Source organism: Pantoea sp. 18059, assembly GCF_902706165.1.
Classification (GTDB): Bacteria; Pseudomonadota; Gammaproteobacteria; order Enterobacterales; family Enterobacteriaceae; genus Pantoea; species Pantoea agglomerans.
The window spans coordinates 203,427-226,227 of record NZ_CACSJS010000008.1 but is presented as its reverse complement, the minus strand read 5'-3'; the positions used below and the strand labels follow the sequence as shown (position 1 = coordinate 226,227).

The 22,801-nt window shown below is 54.1% G+C and carries 19 protein-coding genes; 15 read left to right on the top strand and 4 right to left on the bottom strand.

Annotation, left to right across the window (positions count from 1 at the left end):
• Positions 1 to 22 precede the first annotated feature (22 nt).
• The 11 genes from atpG (at position 23) to GVJ63_RS19230 (ending at position 12,338) form a co-directional block, all read left to right on the top strand.
• Positions 23 to 889: a F0F1 ATP synthase subunit gamma gene (atpG, locus tag GVJ63_RS19280; RefSeq protein WP_010258869.1), complete on the top strand. Its 867-nt coding sequence runs from the start codon at positions 23 to 25 to the stop codon at positions 887 to 889.
• 30 nt (positions 890 to 919) lie between these two features.
• Entirely contained in the window at positions 920 to 2,317 is a 1,398-nt protein-coding gene (gene atpD, locus GVJ63_RS19275) for a F0F1 ATP synthase subunit beta (RefSeq protein WP_010258870.1), read from the top strand.
• Positions 2,318 to 2,341: 24 nt separating this feature from the next.
• Positions 2,342 to 2,761, top strand: coding sequence for a F0F1 ATP synthase subunit epsilon (locus GVJ63_RS19270; RefSeq protein ID WP_010258871.1), 420 nt, complete (start codon positions 2,342 to 2,344; stop codon positions 2,759 to 2,761).
• Between the two features lie 160 nt (positions 2,762 to 2,921).
• On the top strand, positions 2,922 to 4,292 hold the full coding sequence (gene glmU / locus GVJ63_RS19265) for a bifunctional UDP-N-acetylglucosamine diphosphorylase/glucosamine-1-phosphate N-acetyltransferase GlmU (protein ID WP_010672187.1): 1,371 nt from the start codon (positions 2,922 to 2,924) through the stop codon (positions 4,290 to 4,292).
• A gap of 154 nt (positions 4,293 to 4,446) precedes the next feature.
• Positions 4,447 to 6,276 carry a glutamine--fructose-6-phosphate transaminase (isomerizing) gene (gene glmS / locus GVJ63_RS19260; protein WP_159227248.1) on the top strand — a complete coding sequence of 610 codons (1,830 nt, stop codon included), beginning with the start codon at positions 4,447 to 4,449 and terminating at the stop codon, positions 6,274 to 6,276.
• A 165-nt stretch (positions 6,277 to 6,441) separates the two neighbouring features.
• Positions 6,442 to 7,485, top strand: a complete 1,044-nt coding sequence (gene pstS, locus GVJ63_RS19255; RefSeq protein WP_010258875.1) for a phosphate ABC transporter substrate-binding protein PstS — start codon at positions 6,442 to 6,444, stop codon at positions 7,483 to 7,485.
• Between the two features lie 87 nt (positions 7,486 to 7,572).
• A complete protein-coding gene (gene pstC, locus GVJ63_RS19250) occupies positions 7,573 to 8,535 on the top strand; it encodes a phosphate ABC transporter permease PstC (protein WP_010258877.1) in 963 nt (320 codons plus the stop codon).
• Positions 8,532 to 9,422 (top strand): phosphate ABC transporter permease PstA, encoded by an 891-nt coding sequence (gene pstA, locus GVJ63_RS19245; RefSeq protein ID WP_010258878.1) that lies wholly within the window; start codon positions 8,532 to 8,534, stop codon positions 9,420 to 9,422. Before pstC ends, pstA begins: the two co-directional genes overlap by 4 nt.
• 44 nt (positions 9,423 to 9,466) lie before the next feature.
• Complete coding sequence (pstB, locus tag GVJ63_RS19240) at positions 9,467 to 10,240, top strand: phosphate ABC transporter ATP-binding protein PstB (RefSeq protein WP_010258879.1); 774 nt, start codon at positions 9,467 to 9,469, stop codon at positions 10,238 to 10,240.
• Positions 10,241 to 10,257: 17 nt separating this feature from the next.
• Complete coding sequence (gene phoU / locus GVJ63_RS19235; RefSeq protein ID WP_010258881.1) at positions 10,258 to 10,992, top strand: phosphate signaling complex protein PhoU; 735 nt, start codon at positions 10,258 to 10,260, stop codon at positions 10,990 to 10,992.
• A gap of 107 nt (positions 10,993 to 11,099) precedes the next feature.
• Complete coding sequence (locus GVJ63_RS19230) at positions 11,100 to 12,338, top strand: MFS transporter (protein WP_010258883.1); 1,239 nt, start codon at positions 11,100 to 11,102, stop codon at positions 12,336 to 12,338.
• A gap of 166 nt (positions 12,339 to 12,504) precedes the next feature.
• Here GVJ63_RS19230 and xylB read toward each other — a convergent pair whose 3' ends face one another.
• A complete protein-coding gene (gene xylB / locus GVJ63_RS19225; RefSeq protein ID WP_159227247.1) occupies positions 12,505 to 13,947 on the bottom strand; it encodes a xylulokinase in 1,443 nt (480 codons plus the stop codon).
• Positions 13,948 to 13,964: 17 nt separating this feature from the next.
• Positions 13,965 to 15,287 carry a xylose isomerase gene (xylA, locus tag GVJ63_RS19220; RefSeq protein WP_010258886.1) on the bottom strand — a complete coding sequence of 441 codons (1,323 nt, stop codon included), beginning with the start codon at positions 15,285 to 15,287 and terminating at the stop codon, positions 13,965 to 13,967.
• A gap of 344 nt (positions 15,288 to 15,631) precedes the next feature.
• Between xylA and xylF the strand changes: the two genes are divergently transcribed.
• The 4 genes from xylF to xylR all read left to right on the top strand — a co-directional run bounded on the left by xylF (position 15,632) and on the right by xylR (position 20,622).
• Entirely contained in the window at positions 15,632 to 16,624 is a 993-nt protein-coding gene (gene xylF / locus GVJ63_RS19215; RefSeq protein WP_010258888.1) for a D-xylose ABC transporter substrate-binding protein, read from the top strand.
• 28 nt (positions 16,625 to 16,652) lie between these two features.
• Entirely contained in the window at positions 16,653 to 18,173 is a 1,521-nt protein-coding gene (locus tag GVJ63_RS19210) for a xylose ABC transporter ATP-binding protein (protein WP_010258889.1), read from the top strand.
• On the top strand, positions 18,166 to 19,350 hold the full coding sequence (gene xylH, locus GVJ63_RS19205; RefSeq protein WP_052270968.1) for a xylose ABC transporter permease XylH: 1,185 nt from the start codon (positions 18,166 to 18,168) through the stop codon (positions 19,348 to 19,350). The genes GVJ63_RS19210 and xylH overlap by 8 nt, the downstream gene beginning before the upstream one ends.
• A 93-nt stretch (positions 19,351 to 19,443) precedes the next feature.
• Entirely contained in the window at positions 19,444 to 20,622 is a 1,179-nt protein-coding gene (xylR, locus tag GVJ63_RS19200) for a D-xylose utilization transcriptional activator XylR (RefSeq protein WP_010258893.1), read from the top strand.
• 472 nt (positions 20,623 to 21,094) lie between these two features.
• Here xylR and GVJ63_RS22265 read toward each other — a convergent pair whose 3' ends face one another.
• Together GVJ63_RS22265 and GVJ63_RS19195 are read right to left on the bottom strand one after the other, a co-directional pair.
• On the bottom strand, positions 21,095 to 21,262 hold the full coding sequence (locus tag GVJ63_RS22265) for a hypothetical protein (RefSeq protein ID WP_200843126.1): 168 nt from the start codon (positions 21,260 to 21,262) through the stop codon (positions 21,095 to 21,097).
• 1 nt (position 21,263) lies between these two features.
• On the bottom strand, positions 21,264 to 22,781 hold the full coding sequence (locus GVJ63_RS19195) for an anti-phage dCTP deaminase (protein WP_159227246.1): 1,518 nt from the start codon (positions 22,779 to 22,781) through the stop codon (positions 21,264 to 21,266).
• Between the last annotated feature and the right edge of the window lie 20 nt (positions 22,782 to 22,801).

The window sequence follows — 22,801 nt, the reverse complement described above, 5'->3', positions numbered from 1 at the left end:
GCAAGGCTTTGAGGAGAAGCTAATGGCCGGCGCAAAAGAGATACGAAGCAAGATTGGAAGCGTGAAAAACACGCAGAAGATCACCAAAGCGATGGAAATGGTCGCCGCCTCCAAGATGCGTAAAACGCAGGAACGCATGGCGGCCAGCCGTCCGTATGCAGAAACCATGCGCAAAGTGATTGGTCACCTTGCGTTGGGTAATCTGGAATACAAGCACCCTTACCTGGAAGAGCGCGACGTGAAGCGCGTCGGCTACCTGGTCGTTTCAACTGACCGCGGGCTTTGTGGTGGTTTGAACATTAACCTGTTCAAAAAGTTACTGGCGGATATGAAGTCCTGGTCCGATAAAGGCGTGCAGAGCGATCTGTCGATTATCGGTTCAAAAGGGGCGTCATTCTTTAATGCTGTAGGTGGCAACATTGTGGCGCAAGTCAGTGGCATGGGCGATAAACCTACCCTGTCTGACCTGATTGGCCCGGTAAAAGTGATGTTGCAGGCTTATGATGAAGGCCGCATCGACAAGCTGATGATCGTCAATAACAAATTCAATAACACCATGTCTCAGACTCCGACCATCACCCAACTGCTGCCGTTACCGCCAGCGGAAGGTGAAGAAGAGATGAAGGCGAAGACCTGGGATTACCTGTATGAACCCGATCCGAAAGCGCTGCTGGATACCCTGCTGCGTCGTTATGTCGAATCGCAGGTTTATCAGGGTGTGGTGGAAAATCTGGCCAGTGAGCAGGCCGCACGTATGGTAGCGATGAAAGCCGCAACCGATAACGGCGGAAATCTGATCAAAGAGCTGCAGTTGGTGTACAACAAAGCTCGTCAGGCCAGCATCACCCAGGAACTTACCGAGATTGTCGGTGGAGCCTCCGCGGTTTAACCAGGTTTGGAATTAGGTAGAGGATTCAAGATGGCAACTGGAAAGATTGTCCAGATTATCGGCGCCGTTGTTGACGTCGAATTCCCTCAGGACGCGGTACCGCAAGTGTACAGCGCCCTCGAGGTTATGAATGGTGATGCGCGTCTGGTGCTGGAAGTTCAGCAGCAGCTCGGCGGCGGCGTAGTACGTACCATCGCAATGGGTACGTCTGACGGCCTGAAGCGTGGTCTGAGCGTCAACGACCTGCAGAAACCGATTCAGGTACCCGTCGGTAAAGCGACCCTGGGCCGTATCATGAACGTTCTCGGCGAGCCAATCGATATGAAAGGCGAGCTGAAAGAAGAAGATGGCAGCGCAGTAGAGATCGCCTCTATTCACCGCGCAGCCCCTTCTTATGAAGATCAGTCTAACTCGCAGGAACTGCTGGAAACCGGCATCAAGGTTATCGACCTGATGTGTCCGTTTGCTAAAGGCGGTAAAGTCGGTCTGTTCGGTGGTGCGGGTGTAGGTAAAACCGTCAACATGATGGAACTGATCCGTAACATCGCGGCTGAACACTCAGGTTACTCAGTGTTTGCCGGTGTGGGTGAGCGTACTCGTGAGGGTAACGACTTCTACCACGAAATGACTGACTCTAACGTTATCGATAAAGTTGCACTGGTCTATGGCCAGATGAACGAGCCGCCGGGTAACCGTCTGCGCGTAGCACTGACCGGTCTGACCATGGCGGAAAAATTCCGTGATGAAGGTCGCGACGTTCTGCTGTTCATCGATAACATCTACCGTTATACCCTGGCCGGTACAGAAGTTTCTGCACTGCTGGGTCGTATGCCATCTGCGGTAGGTTACCAGCCAACGCTGGCAGAAGAGATGGGTGTGTTGCAGGAGCGTATTACCTCCACCAAGACCGGTTCAATCACCTCCGTACAGGCCGTTTACGTCCCTGCGGATGACCTGACTGACCCATCACCAGCAACTACCTTTGCGCACTTAGACTCAACGGTAACGCTGAGCCGTCAGATCGCCTCTCTGGGTATCTACCCGGCCGTTGACCCGCTGGATTCTACCAGCCGTCAGCTGGATCCGCTGGTTGTCGGTCAGGAGCACTATGATGTTGCACGTGGCGTTCAGTCACTGCTGCAGCGTTATCAGGAACTGAAAGACATCATCGCCATCCTCGGTATGGATGAGCTGTCTGAAGAAGACAAACTGCTGGTGGCACGTGCGCGTAAGATTCAGCGCTTCCTGTCTCAGCCGTTCTTCGTTGCAGAAGTATTCACCGGTTCACCGGGCAAATACGTGACGCTGAAAGACACTATCCGTGGCTTTAAAGGCATCATGGAAGGTGAGTTTGACCACCTGCCAGAGCAGGCCTTCTACATGGTTGGCGCCATCGAAGAAGCCGTGGAAAAAGCGAAGAAACTGTAATAACGGTTTCCCGGGAGGAAGATTATGGCTATGACTTATCACCTGGATGTGGTCAGCGCAGAGGAGCAGTTGTTCTCTGGTCTGGTACAGAAAATTCAGGTGTCAGGTAGCGAAGGTGAACTGGGGATTTTCCCTGGCCATGCGCCGCTGCTGACTGCCATTAAGCCTGGAATGATCCGTATCGTGAAACAGCACGGCGAAGAGGAGTTTATCTACCTCTCTGGCGGCGTGCTGGAAGTGCAACCGGGCAGCAGCACCGTTCTGGCAGATACCGCTATCCGCGGTACCGATCTGGACGAAGCGCGCGCTCTGGAAGCAAAACGCAAAGCAGAAGACCATATGAACAGCAGCCACGGCGACGTGGACTATGCTCAGGCCTCTGCCGAGCTGGCGAAAGCCATTGCTAAACTGCGCGTGATCGAACTGACCAAAAAAGCGATGTAATCCAGCTTTATGCGTCATGAAATGCCAGCCCTCGGGCTGGCATTTTTTTTGTCTGCTGCGCCTGATCTGCCTGTCCGCCTAATTTCGGCCTGAGAAAAATGTAGTAATCTCAATCTCAAACCGTTTTACTTTCACCCGTAAAAATTCACTCAGGATAGTTATGTCTAACAGTGCGATGAGTGTGGTGATCCTTGCTGCTGGCAAGGGCACCCGTATGTATTCCGATCTGCCTAAAGTTCTGCATACGCTGGCAGGCAAACCCATGGTTCAGCATGTGATTGACGCGGCTAAAGGGCTGGGCGCACAGCAGGTCCATCTGGTTTATGGTCACGGCGGCGATCGCCTGAAGGCGACCCTCACTGACAGCTCGCTCAACTGGGTACTGCAGGCCGAGCAGCTCGGCACTGGCCATGCGATGCAGCAGGCAGCGCCTGCATTCGCGGATGATGAAGATATCATGATGCTTTACGGTGACGTGCCGCTGATCTCTCAGGCGACACTACAGCGGCTGCGCGAAGCAAAACCGCAGGGCGGCATTGGCTTACTCACCGTGGTACTGGATGACCCAACCGGCTATGGCCGCATTGTGCGTGAGAACGACACCATCACCGGCATTATCGAACAGAAAGATGCCAGCCCGGCGCAGCTCACCATTAAAGAGATCAACACCGGCATTCTGATCGCCAACGGCGGCGATTTAAAACGCTGGCTGGCGCAGCTCACCAACAATAATGCGCAGGGTGAATATTACATCACCGATATTATCGCGCTGGCGCATCAGGAAGGTCGGGTGATCAACGCGGTTCATCCGGCACGCATCAGTGAAACCGATGGCGTCAATAACCGGCTGCAGCTGGCGACATTAGAGCGCACTTACCAGGCTGAACAGGCGGAAAAGCTGCTGCTGGCTGGCGTGATGCTGCGCGATCCGGCCCGTTTTGACCTGCGCGGGACGCTGACGCACGGACGGGATGTTGAAATTGACACCAACGTCATTATTGAAGGCCAGGTCACGCTGGGCGCACGCGTCAGAATCGGCGCGGGCTGCATTATCAAAAACAGTGTGATTGGCGATGACTGTGAAATCAGCCCCTATTCGGTGATCGAGGATGCGAATCTCGCCACTGCCTGCACCGTCGGACCTTTTGCCCGTCTGCGTCCTGGCAGCGAACTGGCCGATGCCGCCCACGTGGGCAACTTCGTCGAAATGAAGAAAGCGCGTCTGGGCAGAGGATCGAAAGCGGGGCACCTCTCCTATCTCGGTGATGCGGAGATTGGCGACAACGTAAATATCGGTGCAGGCACCATTACCTGCAACTACGACGGTGCGAACAAATTCAAAACCGTGATTGGCGATGACGTATTTGTGGGCTCAGATACCCAGCTGGTGGCGCCTGTCAGCATCGCGGCAGGGACCACCATTGCGGCGGGCACGACCATCATGAAAGATGTGACCCAGGCCGGTCTGGTCTATAACCGTAAAGAGCAGAATCACAAAGCGGACTGGCAGCGCCCACAGAAGAAAAAATAAATTTTTAACGGCCCGCTTTAATGCGGGCCGATGCAGTGCAGTGCCAAAACTATAATCCCCACTCTCTACAAGGCTCGGGGAACCGGCAAAGCCGGATATCAGGTCGCATGACAACAGAAGTGGCGAAAAGCCATGTAGTCAGGAAAACATCATTATGTGTGGAATTGTTGGTGCAGTAGCGCAACGTGATATCGCAGAGATTCTGCTGGAAGGTCTGCGTCGTCTTGAATATCGCGGATATGATTCGGCCGGTCTGGCCGTGGTCGATCGTCAGGGGCACGTCACGCGCCTGCGGCGTTTAGGGAAAGTGCAGAAACTGGCGGAAGCCGCTGAGCAGCAACCGCTGATTGGTGGCACCGGCATCGCGCACACGCGCTGGGCAACCCATGGCGAGCCGTCGGAAGCGAACGCGCATCCGCACGTCTCAGAGCACATCATCATCGTGCACAACGGCATAATTGAAAATCATGAGCCATTGCGTGCTGAACTGATCGCGCGCGGTTACGTCTTTGCCTCTGAAACGGACACCGAAGTGGTGGCGCATCTGGTTCACTGGGAGCAGAAGCAGGGCGGTTCGCTGCGTGAAGTCGTACTGCGTGTGATTCCGCAGCTGCGCGGTGCCTACGGCATGGTGATCATGGACAGCCGCGATCCGTCACTGCTGGTGGCGGCCCGTTCCGGCAGCCCGCTGGTGATTGGTCGTGGCATGGGCGAAAACTTTATCGCCTCGGATCAGCTGGCCCTGCTGCCAGTGACCCGTCGGTTCATCTATCTGGAAGAGGGTGATATCGCCGAAATCAGCCGTCGCGATGTCACGGTGATCGACCGTGAAGGCAACACCGTGACCCGTGCCGAGATAGAGTCGAACCTGCAATATGATGCCGGTGACAAAGGCATTTACCGTCACTACATGCAGAAAGAGATCTACGAACAGCCCATGGCGCTGAAAAGCACCCTGAGCGGTCGGTTCAGCCATGGGCAGGTTGATCTCAGCGAACTGGGCGCGGGCGCAGAAGCGCTGCTGAGCCAGGTTGAGCATATCCAGATTATCGCCTGTGGCACCTCGTACAACTCCGGCATGGTGTCACGCTACTGGTTTGAGTCGCTGGCAAACCTGCCCTGTGATGTCGAGATTGCCTCGGAGTTCCGCTACCGCAAATCAGCCGTTCGCAAAAACAGCCTGCTGATCACCCTGTCGCAGTCGGGTGAAACGGCAGATACTCTGGCGGCGCTGCGTCTCTCTAAAGAGCTGGGCTACCTGGGATCGCTGGCGGTCTGCAACGTAGCCGGTTCGTCACTGGTGCGGGAATCTGACCTGGCACTGATGACCAAAGCGGGCACCGAAATTGGCGTCGCCTCTACCAAAGCGTTCACCACCCAGTTAGCGGTGCTGCTGATGCTGGTAGCGAAACTGGGCCGTCTGAAAGGGATGTCAGCCGAGACTGAGCATGAGATCGTTCATGCACTGCAGGCGTTGCCGAACCGGATTGAGCAGATGCTGGCGCAGGATAAGCTGATTGAGAATCTGGCGGAAGGCTTCTCTGACAAGCATCACGCGCTGTTCCTGGGGCGTGGCGATCAATATCCGATTGCCATGGAAGGGGCGCTGAAGCTCAAGGAGATCTCCTACATTCATGCGGAAGCCTACGCCGCAGGCGAGCTGAAACATGGCCCGCTGGCGCTGATTGATGCGGATATGCCGGTAATCGTGGTGGCACCTAACAACGAACTGCTGGAGAAGCTCAAATCCAACATCGAAGAGGTACACGCACGCGGCGGCCTGCTCTATGTCTTTGCCGATCAGGATGCGGGCTTCAGCGACAGTGACGGCATGAAGATCATCCCGTTGCCGCATGTCGAAGAGGTCATTGCGCCCATCTTCTACACGGTGCCGCTACAGTTACTCTCCTATCACGTCGCCCTGATCAAAGGGACCGACGTCGATCAGCCACGTAACCTGGCAAAATCGGTTACTGTGGAATAACCGGGTGGGCCCCGTCGCGGGCCCACTTTGCTCTGGCCCTCTGTCATATAACTGTCATATTTCGTACATTTCACTGTCATCAAACTGTCCTATTTTCCCTCCTGCAGCAATCACAGATTCTTACTAAAACGGCCCCAAGCCTGACTTTTCTCCCCTGGAGGGAATATGACACTGATGCGTAGCACCGTAGCCCGAATCCTCGCCACCACCTTCGCCGTAAGCGCGGTATCTGCTTTTGCGGCAACCGATCTCACTGGCGCAGGCGGGACGTTCCCGGCGCCGGTTTATGCCAAGTGGGCAGCAGAATATCAAAAAGCCACCGGTAGCAAAGTTAACTACCAGGGTATTGGTTCATCTGGCGGCGTGAAACAGATCATCGCTAAAACCGTCGATTTCGGTGCGTCCGATGCGCCAATGAAAGATGAAGATCTGCAGAAAAATGGCCTGTTCCAGTTCCCTACCGTGATCGGTGGCGTAGTGCTGGCGGTTAACCTGCCGGGTATCAAGTCAGGTCAGCTGACGCTGGATGGCAAAACCGTCGGTGATATCTACCTCGGCACTATCAAAAAGTGGAACGACCCGGCGATTGCTAAACTTAACCCAGGCGTGAAACTGCCAGAGACCAACATCAACGTGGTACGTCGCGCTGACGGTTCAGGCACCTCGTTCGTCTTCACCAGCTATCTGGCGAAAGTGAACCCGGACTGGAACAGCAAAATTGGTAAAGGTAACACCGTTAACTGGCCGGTCGGTCTGGGTGGTAAAGGCAACGACGGCGTCGCCGCGTTTGTTCAGCGTCTGCCGGGTTCAATCGGCTACGTGGAGTACGCCTACGCCAAACAGAACAACCTGACCTACACCAAATTGATCGATGCCGATGGCAAAGCGGTCGCCCCAAGCGAAACCAGCTTCAGTAATGCCGCGAAAGGCGCTGACTGGAGCAAATCGTTCGCGCAGGATCTGACCTTCCAGAAGGGCGCTGATGCCTGGCCAATCTCGTCAACCACCTTTATTCTGATCTACAAAGATCAGGCTAATGCGGCCAAAGGCGCTGAAGTACTGAAATTCTTCGACTGGGCTTACAAAAGCGGCAGCAAAACCGCCACAGCGCTGGACTATGCTGCGCTGCCAGAGAGCGTGACTGAACAGATTCGCGCCGCCTGGAAAGCCAACATCAAAGACAGTTCTGGTAAAGCGCTTTATCAGTAATTGACCGACCCTGACCGGACAGCAGTCCGGTCAGACTCAACGGGCGGCGTCATGCCGTCCTGATAACTTCTGAAGACTGAGACTTCTATGGCTGCAACGAAGCCGGCATTCAAAGCCCCAGGCAAACAAGGTGACAGAATTTTTGGCGCGCTGGTCAGGCTGGCTGCGCTGATTGTCCTGTTACTGATGGGCGGCATTATTGTCTCCCTGATCATCTCCTCGTGGCCCAGCATCCAGAAGTTTGGTTTCGCCTTTTTGTGGACCAAAACCTGGGATGCGCCCAACGAACAATTTGGTGCACTGGTACCGATCTACGGCACCCTTGTGACCTCCATTATTGCCCTGATTATCGCAGTACCGGTGAGTTTTGGTATCGCGCTGTTCCTGACCGAACTCGCGCCAGGCTGGCTGCGTCGCCCGCTGGGCACCGCCATTGAGCTGCTGGCGGCCATTCCCAGTATTGTTTATGGCATGTGGGGTCTGTTTGTTTTCGCGCCGCTGTTTGCCGAATACTTCCAGACACCGGTCAATGACGTGATATCGGGCATTCCGATTGTCGGCGAGCTTTTCTCCGGCCCCGCTTTCGGTATCGGCATCCTCGCGGCGGGTGTGATTCTGGCGATCATGATCATCCCTTATATCGCCTCGGTGATGCGCGACGTTTTTGAGCAGACCCCGGTGATGATGAAAGAGTCAGCCTACGGCATCGGCTGCACCACCTGGGAAGTGATCTGGCGCATCGTACTGCCCTTTACCAAAAATGGCGTGATTGGCGGTGTGATGCTCGGACTGGGTCGTGCGCTGGGTGAAACCATGGCGGTGACTTTTATTATCGGCAACACCTACCAGCTCGACAGCCCGTCGCTGTTTATGCCGGGTAACAGCATCACCTCGGCGCTGGCCAACGAGTTCGCTGAAGCGGAATCGGGCGTGCACGTCGCCGCGCTGATGGAGCTGGGACTGATCCTGTTTGTGATTACCTTTATCGTGCTGGCGATTTCAAAGCTGATGATTATGCGGCTGGCGAAAAGTGAAGGAGCGCGCTCATGACTACAATTGAAATTCAGGCGCGCGCCGAACTGGACGCATCACGCCGTAAAATGCAGTCCTGGCGCAGCACTAAAAATAAAATTGCGCTGACGCTGTCGCTGCTGACTATGGCTTTTGGCCTGTTCTGGCTGGTGTGGATCCTGTTCACCACCGTATCGCGCGGCGTGGATGGGCTCTCCTGGTCCCTGTTCACCGAATCAACGCCACCACCCAATACCGCGGGCGGCGGGCTGGCTAACGCCCTGGCGGGCAGCGGATTACTGATTTTCTGGTCTACCTTCTTCGGCACACCGCTGGGCATCATGGCGGGTATCTATCTGGCGGAATATGGGCGCAAGTCGCCACTGGCAGAAGTGATCCGCTTTATTAACGACATTCTGCTTTCGGCACCCTCGATTGTGGTCGGCCTGTTCGTCTACACCCTTGTGGTGTCGCAGATGCAGCACTTCTCCGGCTGGGCCGGGGTGATTGCGCTGGCGCTGCTGCAGGTGCCGATTGTGATTCGTACCACCGAAAACATGATGCGACTGGTGCCAGACAGCATGCGTGAAGCGGCTTACGCGCTGGGTACGCCCAAGTGGAAGATGATCGCGTCTATCACCCTGAAAGCGTCGGTCTCCGGCATCATCACGGGTGTGCTGCTGGCGATTGCGCGCATTGCAGGTGAAACGGCACCGCTGCTGTTCACGGCGCTCTCGAACCAGTTCTGGAGCACCGACATGATGCAGCCGCTGGCGAACCTGCCGGTCACCATCTTTAAGTTCGCCATGAGCCCGTTCGCAGAATGGCAGAGCCTGGCCTGGGCAGGTGTGCTGATTATCACCCTCTGCGTGCTGGTGCTGAACATCGTGGCGCGGGTGATTTTCGCCAAAGGTAAACACGGTTAATTTCCGGCGCGGCCCTGTGCGGCGCCGTATAAGAGAGATGAATTATGAGTATCGCGACAGCATCAGCCGATAAAATTCAGGTCCGTAATCTGAACTTCTATTACGGCAAATATCATGCGCTGAAGAACATCAATCTGGATATCGCTAAGAATCAGGTGACTGCGTTTATCGGGCCATCGGGCTGTGGTAAGTCGACCCTGCTGCGGACCTTCAACAAAATGTACTCGCTCTATCCGGATCAGCGGGCTGAAGGGGACATTCTGCTGGATGGCGAAAACATTCTGGCGACTCAGCAGGATATCGCGCTGCTGCGCGCCCGGGTCGGCATGGTGTTTCAGAAGCCTACGCCGTTCCCGATGTCGATCTATGACAACATCGCCTTTGGCGTTCGCCTGTTTGAAAAGCTGTCGCGTGCCGATATGGATGCGCGCGTGCAGTGGGCGCTGACCAAAGCCGCGCTGTGGAATGAAACCAAAGACAAGCTGCATCAGAGCGGTTACAGTCTCTCCGGCGGCCAGCAGCAGCGTCTGTGCATTGCCCGCGGTATCGCGATTCGCCCGGAAGTCTTACTGCTGGATGAGCCCTGCTCTGCGCTTGATCCTATCTCTACTGGCCGTATTGAGGAGCTGATCACCGAGCTGAAACAGGATTACACCGTGGTGATCGTGACGCACAACATGCAACAGGCTGCACGCTGCTCTGACCATACGGCTTTCATGTATCTGGGCGAACTGATTGAGTTCAGCGATACCGACACGCTGTTCACTAAACCCGCCCAGAAGCAAACCGAAGATTATATAACTGGCCGCTACGGCTGATCTGACAGGAGATCGACATGGATAATCTTAATCTGAATAAGCACATATCCGGTCAGTTCAATGCCGAGCTGGAGCATATCCGTACCCAGGTGATGATCATGGGCGGTATGGTCGAGCAGCAGCTGACCGATGCAATTACCGCTATGCATAATCTGGATGGCGAACTGGCGCAGCGGGTGATCGACGGTGACCAGAAGGTCAATATGATGGAAGTGGAGATTGATGAAGCCTGCGTGCGCATCATCGCCAAACGTCAGCCAACTGCGATCGATTTGCGACTGGTGATGGCGATCATCAAAGCCATTTCTGAGCTGGAACGGATTGGCGACGTGGCGGAGAAGATCAGCCGCACGGCGCTGGAGAAGTTTGGTCAGCAACATCTGCCGCTGCTGGTCAGCCTTGAGTCGCTGGGTCGTCACACCGTGCAGATGCTGCATGATGTGCTGGACGCTTTTGCACGCATGGATCTCAACGAAGCGATCACTATCTACCGTGAAGATAAAAAGGTGGATAAAGAGTACGAAGGCATTGTGCGCCAGCTGATGACCTACATGATGGAAGATCCGCGCACCATTCCCAGCGTGCTGACGGCGCTGTTCTGTGCCCGCGCCATTGAGCGTATCGGCGATCGTTGCCAGAACATCTGCGAAATCATCTTCTATTTCGTCAAAGGTCAGGATTTCCGTCACGTTGGCGGTGACCGGCTCGATGAATTACTGTCGGGCGACGACGGCAGCAACAGACCTTCCTGATAAATCTTCTTCCTGCGCCTGATCGGCGCAGGGATAAGCCTTTTCAATTGGTCACATCCTGAACTCTCTCTATAATTGCGGCACTTTTCTTTATGAGGTGCGCAACGATGTCCCCTTCTCCCCAATCTAAGCCCGGCGTAACGCCAGGCAAAGCGATGCTGGCTGCGGTCAGCGGTTATGCCATGGATGGATTTGACCTGCTGATACTCGGCTTTATGCTGCCGGCTATCAGTGTTTCGCTGGCGCTCAATCCATCACAGGCGGGATCGCTGGTGACCTGGACGCTGATTGGCGCGGTTATCGGTGGCATCGTATTTGGTCATCTCAGCGACCGCTATGGCCGCATCCGCATGCTCACCGTCACGATTCTGGTCTTCTCGGTCTTTACCGGCCTGTGCGCGGTGGCGCAGGGCTACTGGGATCTGCTCGCCTGGCGAACGCTGGCGGGTGTCGGTCTGGGTGGCGAATTTGGTATCGGCATGGCGCTGATTGCCGAAGCCTGGCCGGCGGAGAAGCGTAATCGCGCATCAGCGTGGGTTGGCATCGGCTGGCAACTCGGGGTGCTGATGGCGGCCTTTATCACACCGCCGCTGCTGACTATCATCGGCTGGCGCGGCATGTTTCTGGTCGGCTTGTTGCCTGCGCTGGTCTCGTTTGCCATTCGTCGCGGCATGGGTGAACCGGAGGCGTATCAACGGCAGGTTAAACATGTGCCGTCACTCTCTTTTCCGGCGCGCCTGAAACTGCTGGTGCGCGATCGCGCCACCGCCAAAGCCAGCCTGGGCATTTTTATCCTCTGTTCAGTACAGAACTTTGGTTACTACGGGCTGATGATCTGGATGCCGAGTTACCTCTCCTCCAGCTTTGGCTTCAGCCTGACGAAGTCGGGTCTCTGGACCGCGGTGACCGTGGTCGGGATGACCTTTGGCATCTGGCTGTTTGGCGTACTGGCCGACCGCTTCGCTCGCTGGAAAATCTTCCTGCTCTATCAGTTTGGCGCTGTAGTGATGGTGGTGGTGTATGCTCAGCTGCGCGACCCGAACATCATGCTATTTACCGGCGCGATCATGGGGATGTTTGTTAACGGCATGATTGGCGGTTATGGCGCGCTGATTTCCGATACCTTTCCGCCGCAGGTGCGTGCCACCGCGCAAAACGTCCTGTTCAACCTTGGTCGTGGTGTGGGCGGCTTCGGCCCGGTGGTGATTGGTCTGCTGGCGAGCCAGTTCTCGTTTACGGCGGCGATTACCCTGCTGGCGCTGATTTATCTGCTGGATATTGCGGCGACGCTGTTCCTGCTGCCGAAGAAACAGGGTCAGGAAGATACGCTGGGCGCGATTGGCTGATGCTGCCGTGATGGTATGGCTGGAGTAAGTATCATTCCGGCCATTCCGGGTCAGTAATATGGCTCACGATCACCTGTTCTGCCTTCATTACCCCCTGGCATTACATGGCAGGGGGATCCGTTAACAGGCGATTTAAATCCATAGCAGGCAGAGCGTTCTCGCAGGTTTACTTCATCAGCGGCAGGAGCTGTTGATACAGCGTCGCAAAGGTCTCACGACGTGGCTGGTAGTGCGCTACCCGGGCCGGATCCGGCTGGTGTCGCTGCACCAGAACCGGGGTCGGCACAGTGACCTCTGCATCCAGCGCCTGCTGTGCCAGCCTGGCGGCCCCCAGCGCCGGGCCAACCTCCCCGCCATGGCAGTAATCCAGCGTCTGGCCGCTGATGTCTGCCAGCATCTGACGCCACAGTGCACTGCGTGCGCCGCCGCCGATCAACATAATGCTCTTTGGCTGAACGCCACAGTCGTGCAGCGCGTCCATGCCCTCCGCCAGCGCAAACCCGACGCCTTCCAGCACCGATCTCGCCAGCTCGGGACGGCCATGCTGGTGGGTAAAGCCAAAGAAAGCACCCCGGGCATTCGGGTTATTGTGCGGCGTGCGCTCACCGGAAAGATAGGGCAGAAACCACAGCCCGGGCAGGTCATCGCGCGCGCGTTCAGCTTCAGCCAGCAGCTCAGGAACATCTCTGCAACCGGTCAGCGTCGCTGCCCAGTCCAGACAGGAGGCTGCGCTGAGCATCACCGACATCAGATGCCAGCGCTGGGGTAACGCATGACAGAAGCTGTGTACCGCACGCTGCGGATTGCTGAGATAGCCGTCGCTCACCACGAAGTAGACGCCCGACGTACCCAGCGACAGCATGCCCTGGCCCGGTTCGGTCATGCCGACACCAATCGCACCCGCAGCATTGTCGCCACCGCCCGCCGCCAGCGGCACGGCGTTCATCCTCCAGCGTGTGGCCAGTTCGGCATGTAAGGTGCCGGTCAGGGCATTGCCCTCATAGAGTTGCGGCATCTGATCGCGGCTGAGGTCGCAGGCGCGCAGCATCGCATCGCTCCAGTCACGCCGCGCCACATCCAGCCACATCGTGCCTGCTGCATCTGACATATCAGTGGCGAAGTCGCCACTCAATCGCCAGCGCAGGTAATCTTTGGGCAACAGCACGTGAGCGATCTGACTGAATATTGCCGGTTCATGTTGCTGAACCCACAGCAGCTTGGGAGCCGTGAAGCCGGGCATCATCAGGTTGCCGGTGATCGCCCGCGAATCCGGCACCTTCTGTTCCAGCTCACGGCACTGCGCCTCGCTGCGCCCATCATTCCAGAGCATGGCCGGTCGTAATACCTGGTTTGCACTGTTGAGCAGCGTTGCACCATGCATCTGTCCGCTCAGCCCGATGGCCTGCACCGCGCGCAGATCCTGCTGCGCGCTCAGCGCCTGCATGGCCAAATCCAGCGCCTGCCACCAGCTTTCGGGATCCTGCTCGCTCCACAATGGCTGCGGACGCGAAACCTGCAGCGGCGCTGTTTCCGTCGCCACCACGTTGCCTTGTGCATCTATCAGCACCACTTTGACGCCAGAGGTGCCTAAATCGATCCCGATAAACATGCTCTGCTCCTGAAGGGTTAGAAATCAAACAGGTAGTGATTCACCAGATTTTCCAGCTGCTCCTGACGTCCGCTCTGATGCTGCGGATTGAGCTGCTGCTGCTGAGCATGCGCCGCCAGTGCCTCCAGTGAAAACTCACCTTTCAAAATTTGCTGGCCGAACTCACCATTCCAGCCGCTGTAGCGCTGTGCCACACGCTTATCGAGTTCACCGTCGCTGATCATGCGAGCGGCGACCTTCAGCGCCAGCGCCATGGTATCCATCGCGCCAATATGACCGTAGAAGAGATCGTATTTATCAGTGCTCTGACGACGCACTTTGGCATCAAAGTTTAAGCCGCCAGTGGTAAAGCCGCCCGCTTTGAGAATTTCGTACATCACCAGCGCATTCTCTTCCACGCTGACCGGGAACTGATCGGTATCCCAGCCGCACTGCGGATCGCCGCGGTTGGCATCCACTGAACCAAAAATGCCCAGCGCAATGGCCGTCGCAATTTCATGATGGAAAGAGTGACCCGCCAGCGTGGCGTGGTTCGCCTCAACGTTAACCTTGATCTCTTTCTCCAGTCCGAACTGTTTCAGGAAGCCATAAACCGTCGCGACATCATAGTCATACTGATGTTTGGTCGGCTCCTGCGGTTTCGGTTCGATCAGCAGCGTTCCCTGAAAGCCAATTTTGTGTTTGTGCTCGACCACCATCTGCATAAAGCGGCCAATCTGCTCGCGCTCCTGGCGCAGATCGGTATTCAGCAGAGTTTCGTACCCTTCGCGTCCGCCCCACAACACATAGTTTTCACCGCCCAGGGTTTTGGTCGCCTGCATGGCGCTGCAGACCTGCGTCGCTGCCCAGGCAAAGACTTCAGGATCGGGATTGGTGGCAGCCCCGGCTCCGTAGCGCGGATGGGTAAAGCAGTTGGCCGTGCCCCACAGCAGTTTCACGCCGGTCTCCTGCTGTTTCTCCAGCAGTTTATCGGTCATGGCGGCAAAATTCTCTTTGTAGCTGTGCAGCGAATCGCCTTCTGGTGACACATCAACGTCATGGAAGCAGTACCACGGCACATTCAGCTTGTGGAAAAACTCAAAGGCCACATCCGCTTTCAGTTTTGCCAGCTGCAGCGCATCTCCGCTTTTCTGCCACGGACGATCAAAAGCGCCGACACCAAACATATCCGCGCCATTCCAGCAGAAGGTGTGCCAGTAACAGGCGGCAAAGCGCAGATGCTCCGCCATGGTCTTGCCGAGGATCACCTCATCGGGATTGTAGTGGCGGAAAGCGAGAGGATGAGTCGACTGGGTGCCTTCATAACGAACCCGATCGATCTGATCGAAATAAGCGTGCATGGTTTGCTCCTTAGCATCAGTACCCGGATGGCCTGCGTTGAAGCAATATTTGATATTGGCTGCTGTCTCATCTCAATTACGATATTTCACTACGGGTGTCAGATAATTATTATTTGTGCGCTGGCTCGCAAAATAATGTTATTTACGGGGTGGTTTATCATTATCGCTCTCTTGTCCGAAAAAGATGAAACCTCGATCGCGCTCATAAAAAATGAAATAAACCAAAAAACGTAATAGCCGGATAAAAATCAGTAATTGCTGTAACAGGAAAATAAGGGCAACAATTCATCCGCCTGGTTTATAGGCCTGAAACGACAATAGCCTCAACCTACAGGATGATCACAATGAAGATGAAACATGCACTGCTCGCCGCCTGTGCGGCGCTGGCGCTGTTCAGCCAGACCAGCGTGGCAAAAGAAGTGAAGATCGGCATGGCGATTGACGATTTGCGACTCGAACGCTGGCAGAAAGACCGCGACATTTTCGTAAAACAGGCTGAGACGCTGGGCGCGAAGGTGTTTGTTCAGTCAGCCAACGGCAACGAAGAGACACAGATGTCGCAGATTGAAAATATGATCAATCGCGGTGTCGATGTGCTGGTGATTATTCCCTACAACGGTCAGGTATTGAGTAATGTTGTCGCTGAAGCGAAACGGGAAGGCATTAAAGTGCTGGCGTATGACCGAATGATAAATAATGCCGATATCGACTTTTATATCTCTTTCGATAATGAAAAAGTGGGCGAGCTGCAAGCCGAGAGCATTGTGAAACAGGTGCCTAAGGGCAACTATTTTTTAATGGGCGGATCGCCTGTGGATAATAACGCACGCCTGTTTCGTGCCGGACAGATGAAGGTGTTAAAACCCTATATTGATAACGGCAGCATTAAAATTGTTGGCGACCAGTGGGTCGATGCCTGGCTGCCGGAAAATGCCCTGAAAATTATGGAAAATGCCCTGACCGCCAACGGCAACCATATCGATGCGGTGGTGGCCTCTAACGATGCCACCGCAGGCGGCGCGATTCAGGCGCTGAGCGCGCAGGGGCTGGCAGGAAAAGTGGCGATCTCCGGTCAGGATGCCGATCTGGCAGCCATTAAGCGTATCAAAGCGGGCACCCAGACCATGACGGTTTACAAACCGATCACTGAGCTCGCCACCGAAGCGGCGAAAATTGCCGTCGAGCTGGGCGAGGGCAAAACACCTGCCAGCAACAGCACGCTGAATAATGGTCTGAAAGAGGTTCCGTCACGGCTGCTGAAGCCGATTCCGGTCAACAAAGACAATATTGAAAGCACCGTGGTGAAAGACGGTTTCCACAAACAGAGCGAACTCTGACTGCGCATAGCGTGAGGGAGAACAGTCGATGCTGCTGGAAATGAAAAATATCACCAAGCGTTTCGGTGCCGTGAAGGCGCTGAATGATGTCAGCCTGCAACTTGAGGCGGGCGAAGTGATGTCGCTGTGTGGTGAGAATGGATCAGGCAAATCGACGCTGATGAAAATCCTGTGCGGACTCTATCCGCACGGCGATTTTGAAGGGCAGATTCACTTCTCTGGCGACGACATTCAGGCGCAGACCATTCGCGATACCGAGCGTAAAGGCATTGTGATTATTCATCAGGAGCTGGCGCTGGTGCGGCAACTGACGGTGATGGAGAACATTTTCCTCGGTGCCGAACTGAGCCGTTTCGGCATGGTGGATGATGAAACCATGACCCTGCGCTGCCAGCAACTTCTGGCGCGGGTCGGGCTGAACGTTTCTCCCGCCACCCGGGTCGGTGAGTTAGGCCTTGGGCAGCAGCAACTGGTGGAGATTGCCCGCGCCCTTAACAAACAGGTCCGGCTGCTGATTCTGGATGAGCCGACCTCTTCCCTGACGGAGCAGGAAACGGACGTGCTGCTCGGCATCATCCGCAATCTGCGTGAACACGGCATTGCCTGCATCTACATCTCGCACAAGCTGAATGAGGTTAAGGCGATCTCCGACACCATCTGCGTGATTCGTGACGGCCAGCATATTGCTACCCGTCCGGCAGCGGGCCTGAGCGAAGATGACATCATCACCATGATGGTAGGACGCGAGCTGACCGCGCTCTATCCCCACGCGCCGCATCAGATTGGCGACGTGATACTGAAAGTTGAAAACCTCACCGCCTGGCATCCGGTTAACCGCCACATCCGCCGCGTTAACAATGTTTCGTTCTCGCTCAGACGCGGTGAAATCCTCGGCATTGCCGGACTGGTAGGCGCAGGCAGGACGGAAACGGTGCAGTGTCTTTTTGGCGTCTGGCCAGGACGCTGGCAGGGCGATATCTGGATTAATGGCAAACAGGTCAACATCACCGATTGCCGCGCCGCCATTGCGCACGGCATCGCGATGGTGCCGGAAGATCGTAAAAAAGATGGCATCGTGCCGCTGATGGCGGTGGGCAAAAATATTACCCTGGCGGCGCTGGACCAGTTCAGCCACCGGCTCTCAACGCTGGATGAAGCGCAGGAGCAGCAGGCGATCAACGACGCGATCGGTCGGCTGCGGGTGAAAACCTCCTCATCAGAACTGCCGATTGGCCGTTTAAGCGGCGGCAACCAGCAGAAAGCGATTCTGGCGAAATGTCTGCTGCTCAATCCAAAAATCCTGATCCTTGATGAACCGACGCGCGGCATTGATGTGGGCGCACGTCAGGAGATCTACCTGCTGATCAATGCACTGGTTCAGCAGGGTATCGCGGTGATTGTGATTTCCTCTGAGCTGCCGGAAGTGCTGGGCCTGAGCGATCGGGTGCTGGTGATGCATGAAGGGCAGATCAAAGCCGATTTGATTAACGATAACCTGACTCAGGAGCAGGTGATGGAAGCTGCCCTGCGGAGTGAACATTATGCTTAAAAGTGAAAGTACCCAAAGCCGCCTCTCCGGCACGCCGGGCAAACCGTCACCGGGCAGGTTCACACTGCCTAATCTACAGGTTCTGGTGATGCTGGGCGCAATTGTGCTGATTGCATTGTTCTTTACCTGGACCACAGACGGCGCGTGGCTCAGTGCGCGTAACGTCTCCAACCTGCTGCGTCAGACCGCCATTACCGGCATTCTGGCCGTGGGTATGGTGTTCGTAATTATCTCGGCGGAGATCGACCTGTCAGTCGGTTCTATGATGGGCCTGCTGGGTGGCGCGGCGGCGATATTCGACGTCTGGCTCGGCTGGCCGCTGCCGCTGACCATCGTGGTGACGCTGGTGATGGGATTGCTGCTTGGCACGTGGAATGGCTGGTGGGTGGCCTACCGTAAAGTGCCTTCGTTTATCGTGACGCTGGCGGGAATGCTGGCTTTCCGCGGTGTTCTGGTCGGGATTACCGATGGCACTACGGTTGCGCCGATCACGCCGGGCATGTCGCAGATTGGTCAGAGTTATCTGCCGGGCGGCGTCGGTTTCGGCTTTGGCTTTGCCGGTCTGGCGTTGTTTATGTTGTGGCAGTGGCGGCTGCGGCTGCGTCGTCAGCAGCTCGGACTGGCGCAGGGCGCAGCCAGCGGCACCGTCGGGCGTCAGGCGATCACCGCCATCTTAGTGCTGGGTGCCATCTGGTTGCTCAACGACTATCGCGGCGTGCCGACCCCGGTGTTACTGCTGGCCGTGCTGTTGCTGGCGGGCATGTTTATGGCAACCCGCACCGCGTTTGGCCGTCGTATCTACGCCATCGGCGGCAACATTGATGCTGCGCGCCTGTCTGGCATTAACGTGGCGCGTACCAAGCTGGCGGTGTTTGCCATCAACGGTGTGATGGTGGCGATTGCCGGGCTGATCCTCAGTTCACGGCTGGGCGCAGGTTCGCCGTCGGCGGGTAATATTGCGGAACTCGACGCTATCGCCGCCTGTGTCATCGGCGGCACCAGCCTGGCGGGTGGCGTAGGTTCGGTTGCGGGCGCGGTAATGGGGGCGTTTATTATGGCCTCGCTGGATAACGGCATGAGCATGATGGATGTGCCGACTTTCTGGCAGTACATCGTCAAAGGCGCGATTCTGCTGCTGGCGGTGTGGATGGATACGGCAACGCGGCGTCGGGTGTAATCGCGCGGGCGATCACATTGTGGCGCAAACAATTTTTTTGCCCCTTTCAGCCGTGTTATGCAATGCGCTGAGGATTTAAGGGAACGCGCCATCATGCATGAGAAACGTTATCGCATTACCCTGCTGTTTAACGCCAACAAAGTGTATGACCGTCAGGTTGTGGAGGGCGTCGGTGAGTATCTGCAGGCGTCGCAGACTGACTGGGATATCTTCATCGAAGAAGATTTCCGCTGCCGCATCGACAACATCCGGGAGTGGCTGGGCGATGGGGTGATCGCCGATTACGACGATCGCTCTATCGAAACCCTGCTGTCGAATGTTTCCGTGCCGATTGTCGGCGTTGGCGGCTCTTATCATCGGCAGGAGGATTATCCGCCGGTGCACTACATCGCGACTGACAACGCCGCGCTGGTGGAGAAAGCCTTTCTGCATCTGAAAGAGAAGGGCATTAATCGCTTTGCCTTTTATGGTTTACCGGCCTCCAGCGGCAAGCGCTGGGCACAGGAGCGTGAACAGGCGTTTCGCCAGCTGGTGGGACGTGAGCGCTATCAGGGCGTGGTCTACCAGGGCATGGAAACCGCGCCGGAAAACTGGCAGCACGCCCAGAACCGTCTCGCCGACTGGCTGCAGACGCTGCCGCCGCAAACCGGCATTATCGCCGTCACGGATTCACGGGCGCGACACCTGCTGCAGGCGTGCGAACACCTGAAAATACCGGTGCCGGAGAAGCTTACGGTGATCGGGATTGATAATGAGGAGCTGACCCGCTATCTGTCACGCGTGGCGCTCTCGTCCGTGGCGCAGGGCTCGCGACAGATGGGCTATCAGGCGGCCAAACTGCTGCATCGGCTGCTGGATAAGCAGCCCTTACCGCTTCAGCGTATCCTGGTGCCACCGGTGAAAGTCATCGCCCGGCGCTCTACCGACTTCCGCTCGCTGCGCGATCCGGCGGTGATTCAGGCGATGCACTACATCCGCTTCAACGCCTGTAAGGGGATCAAAGTGGAGCAGGTGCTGGATGCAGTCGGGCTGTCGCGCTCTAATCTGGAAAAACGCTTTCGGGATGAGACCGGCGACACCCTCCATGCGATGATCCATCGTGAAAAACTGGAAAAAGCGCGCGAGCTGCTGGCCTCTTCATCGCTCAACATCAACGAGATCTCGCAGATGTGCGGCTATCCGTCGCTGCAATACTTCTATTCGGTCTTCCGCAAAAGCTACGACACCACGCCAAAAGAGTATCGCCAGCATTTTGGGGAGAATGTGTTGTAAGGGGTAGAATAAGAAATTCTTAATGCTGCTACTTTTCAGTAGCGGCGAATTATCAGTGGCTAAATCAAGGTGCTGATAAATTTTCATTCTGTCGTTTTGTTAATTTTTGAGAATGATTATTCGATTATGGCCCGTTATCACATAAGTAAAGCACTTATAAGTAGGGTGAATAAATATCTTTTTGCATGAGGTGGCTTTTTATAAGATACATTATCGCTGTGTGAGCTTTTTATTCAGGCAAGCTAAAGAATTAGTCGCTCATGTGCGTTTTTTTTAGAGAGGAATCGCTATAAAGTAATGGGTTTTTATAAAACAATAAGCTAACCCATTAGGTCTATTTGGTTTTTATTTATGAAGGTGGAGTTTAGAGTTAATTTGCATCATCAAGATTTTATTCTTGTTACATGATATCTAGGAGGAGGTTAAAAAATTACTTTTATTTTAATAAAAGCCCCCAGAGGGGGCTTTTGGATTATTTTTTCTTTGAGATATTTTTGTCAAAGCTATCATAGCTCAAAACTTTTATAGTCTTAGTCTTATAATCACTGCCACCAAGAGAGTTTTTTTTCCATTCCGGCCATCCTTCTACAATTTTTTTTGTCTCAATTATATGTTTGATAAGGTTATTTTCACAAGCCATCTTAAACTCCTATAATTTTTGCTAGTAAATTAACAGAAACTTTCTCTTTATCCAAGTAGGTCATGGGTAGATTTTTGTTTCTTAATGAAGCATTTTCTTCATTCCACTTTAAAGCATTGCCTGATTTGTCTTTTCTTTTTATTTTATTTCCATTGCCGTTAACTAAAGAAAATAAATTGAAATATACTCTAGGGCCTATTCCGATGAAAGGCTCAAAAACAACCTTATTTAGATCGCTTATATCGCTAGTTATCGTTTCCGAGTGAAAATCATATGCCTTACTTTTAGGGTAAGGCTCAATATAAATAACTCTTTTAATACCTGAAGCAATAATATGTTTTGCGCAATTATGGCATGGGAAAGTTGTGCAATAAATATTTGAATCTTGTGTGCTGACCTGTGTTCTGGCACAAGAAAGAATTGCTTCCATTTCAGCATGTACAACTCGGCCATACTCTGTAATATCCTGGATTAGACTATCATTTAAAGCATTTTCAACGTTGCTTTGCATTCTCTTTGGAAGGCGAGATAAAATGTCATCTATTATTTCCTTTTTTTGTCTAGAGTTAGAATCATATCCTCTTATATAATCTCTTCCTTCAGGGTGATCTTCAAAGCTACTATTTTTTTCGTTAAACTCTGGCCAATATAATCCGCCTCCAAACTTAGGGACATCATTTGCACCAGTGGATATAATGGAGTTGTTCTTTGCCAATACCGCACCCACCTGTCTTGACAAATCTGCAGATCTTAATGCAGAAGAAAAAGCCATATACATAGCGAACTCATCAAATGTGGGAGTTATGAAAGGGTTACCAAAAATAAGTTCTAAAGCTCTTTTGATATCATTGTTAAGTTTATCATCCTTTCCATCCTGACTTAAGAAAAAGTCTGCTAAATGAAATGTGTCTCTAGTGTGCTGACCATGGCCTGCGACCTCATCCTCATCTCTGGCAATCAACTTTTTAGCATCTTCGGGATCTATACCTTTGTTTTTTGTGAGGTTATCAAGCCTTCTCTTTTCTTCTGAAAAAACACCAAAAAGTAAAAAATTCGAACCATATACTTCTCTTAATTTATGGACTTCTTCAGGGTGTTTTATTGAGTTTATTATATAGGCAACACCCTTGTTGTTGTTTTGAATTTGGATGTCGTTATTGCGTATTTCATCAATCCTTCCAATTGCCCCAAGTGATAATATATAATTGCACTCACTTTGTTGTCTTAACTCATTACCTTTACTCATTAATCCTTCAATTCGCTGATAATCATTGGAATAATTAGTTTGACCAGTAAGGGCGGCTATTATATCTGAAGATACTTTAATCTCATGACTTCTAAACTTAAATAAGGATAGTCGCTCTTTTATTTTAGTGGTGATAACATCAAGATTAGTTCCAACCGAACAAACTAGCCCGATAACAAGTTCATCTAAAGGTTTGGATGACATTTTCTCACTTCCACCTTTAAGTAAAGTCGGAGCATCTTTTGGGAGCTCAGTGATCTTATTGATTTCCATTTCAGCCTCACTAAACGATA